This window comes from Acinetobacter guillouiae CIP 63.46 (assembly GCF_000368145.1).
Classification (GTDB): domain Bacteria; phylum Pseudomonadota; class Gammaproteobacteria; order Pseudomonadales; family Moraxellaceae; genus Acinetobacter; species Acinetobacter guillouiae.
Window position 1 is genome coordinate 49,200 of the sequence record NZ_KB849291.1, and the last position, 1,986, is coordinate 51,185.

The window sequence follows — 1,986 nt, forward strand, 5'->3', positions numbered from 1 at the left end:
GCCCTGAAAATGCCGACCATGGAAAGGATTCATATGCTGCACCTTTAGCTAAAACAGTCTTCAGCTTACCATTCGTGGTTATTTGCAACAGTGCCCTTACTTCAAAGCCAAAATCTTTCGAGCACCATTAAGCACGAATAAAGAAACCAGGATGCCAATGATTAAGTCTGGGTAAGCTGATCCCGTCCACGCCACGAGTACACCGGCAAATATAACGCCCATATTTACGACAACGTCATTCGCCGAGAAAATCCAACTGGCTTTCATATGTGCGCCATCTTCTCGATGACCAGAAATAAGATATAAGCATGTCACGTTAGCTATAAGTGCGAGCAGGCCAATAACAATCATGAGCGTTGATTCTGGCTCGCTTCCAAACATGAATCGTCTAATGACATCAACAATCACGATAACAGCAAGTAATAACTGAATCCAACCTGCGAAATGGGCTGCTTTCACTTGATATTTCGCAGCTTTTCCGACGGCATATAGCGCAATACCATAAACGGCTGCATCGGCAAACATATCTAGAGAATCAGCAATCAATCCTGTAGACGCAGCAATAATACCGCTGATGAATTCTATAAAGAAAAGTAGAGCATTAATACCTAATAACAGTTTAAGTACTTTAGCTTGTCTCACAGGATCAGGTTCATTAGGTATATCGCCTGAAGAAAGCTGTATTTCATCAAGTTTCGCCCCAAAACCCAGTCCTTCGAGTTTAGCCGTAATTTGCTGAATCCCTTCATTATGGAAGACTTTCAGTTTTCGATTGGGAAGATCAAAAGTAAGACCTTTAACTGCTTCAATATCTGCAAGAGCCATACGGACCATTTGCTCTTCAGCAGAGCAATCCATTTTAGGAATGGTGTAGGTACTTGTTTGCTTAGCCTGTTGATTGCTTATATAAGTTTCAGTCTTCACAAGCTTTGCACCAAAACCCAAAGCTTCAAGTTTGGTGGTTATATTTTCATCTTTTTGATTATGTAGAATCTTTAAAGAACGGTTAGGTAAATCAAAGATGAGTTTTTGAACACCATCAATTGAAGATAGCGCCATACGAACCATCTGTTCTTCCGCAGAACAATCCATTTTGGGAACTAAGTATTCACTCATGTAGTGCGAATTTTTTAAAACGTCTTCAGTGCTTAAATTTTCTTTGGGATCAGAACCACAACAGGATTGAGCGGTATCATCACAACTGTTTGAAGTGTTACAGCAAGGAGATGAAGATTTTTCTTCTTCCTCTTCACCACAACAGCTAGGCGTATTATCACAATTCTTTGAATTGCTTGCTTCTGCAATTGATGGATGATTTTCTTGTTGAGATTTCTTATCTTCGCATGGTGTTTCTTTACTACATCCACAGCCACTCATAGTTATACCCATTAAAAAAATTTATAAACTTTGAATATTAGAATCCCTATAGTTACTATAGAGTCAAGATTTTTTGGAAATACCAACTCAATGCATTTAAAAATTGGTGAACTCTCTAAAAAAACCTCATGTTCAGTATTAACAATTAGGTTTTATGAAAAGGAAGGTTTAATTCCGGAACCCGAAAGAACGGAAGGAAATTACCGCCTTTACGATATAGGCTATGTTGAGCGAATTAAGTTTATTTTGAATTGCCGAACTTTAAATATGAGTTTGAATGAAATTCGTCAATTACTCACCTATAAAGATAATCCCAAGAAAAATTGTTCAGATGTGAATGAATTAATTGACTTACATGTCAGTGCTATCAGAGAAAATATAATCAAGCAACAAAAGCTTATTGAACAACTATCTGATTTAAGAGGTACTTGTGATGGCTTATGTACAATTGACCAATGTGGAGTTCTAAAAAATCTAGCTTGATTATCTAGACCTATGCTTTTTTCAAAAAATCGGCACTGTTGCAAATAACCACGAATGGTAAGCTGAAGACTGTTTTAGCTAAAGGTGCAGCATATGAATCCTTTCCATGGTCGGCATTTTCAGGGC

Annotated in this window: 2 protein-coding genes; one reads left to right on the top strand and one right to left on the bottom strand. The window is 37.8% G+C overall.

The window, feature by feature from the left end; genetic code table 11:
• Positions 1-96: 96 nt before the first annotated feature.
• The gene (locus F981_RS22755; protein ID WP_004726758.1) at positions 97-1,377 is read right to left on the bottom strand and encodes a cation efflux transmembrane domain-containing protein; all 1,281 of its coding nucleotides are present in this window, start codon (positions 1,375-1,377) and stop codon (positions 97-99) included.
• A gap of 90 nt (positions 1,378-1,467) precedes the next feature.
• On the opposite strand from F981_RS22755, the gene cadR reads away from it, so the two are divergent.
• Complete coding sequence (gene cadR / locus F981_RS22760) at positions 1,468-1,860, top strand: Cd(II)/Pb(II)-responsive transcriptional regulator (RefSeq protein WP_004281856.1); 393 nt, start codon at positions 1,468-1,470, stop codon at positions 1,858-1,860.
• Positions 1,861-1,986: the final 126 nt, after the last annotated feature.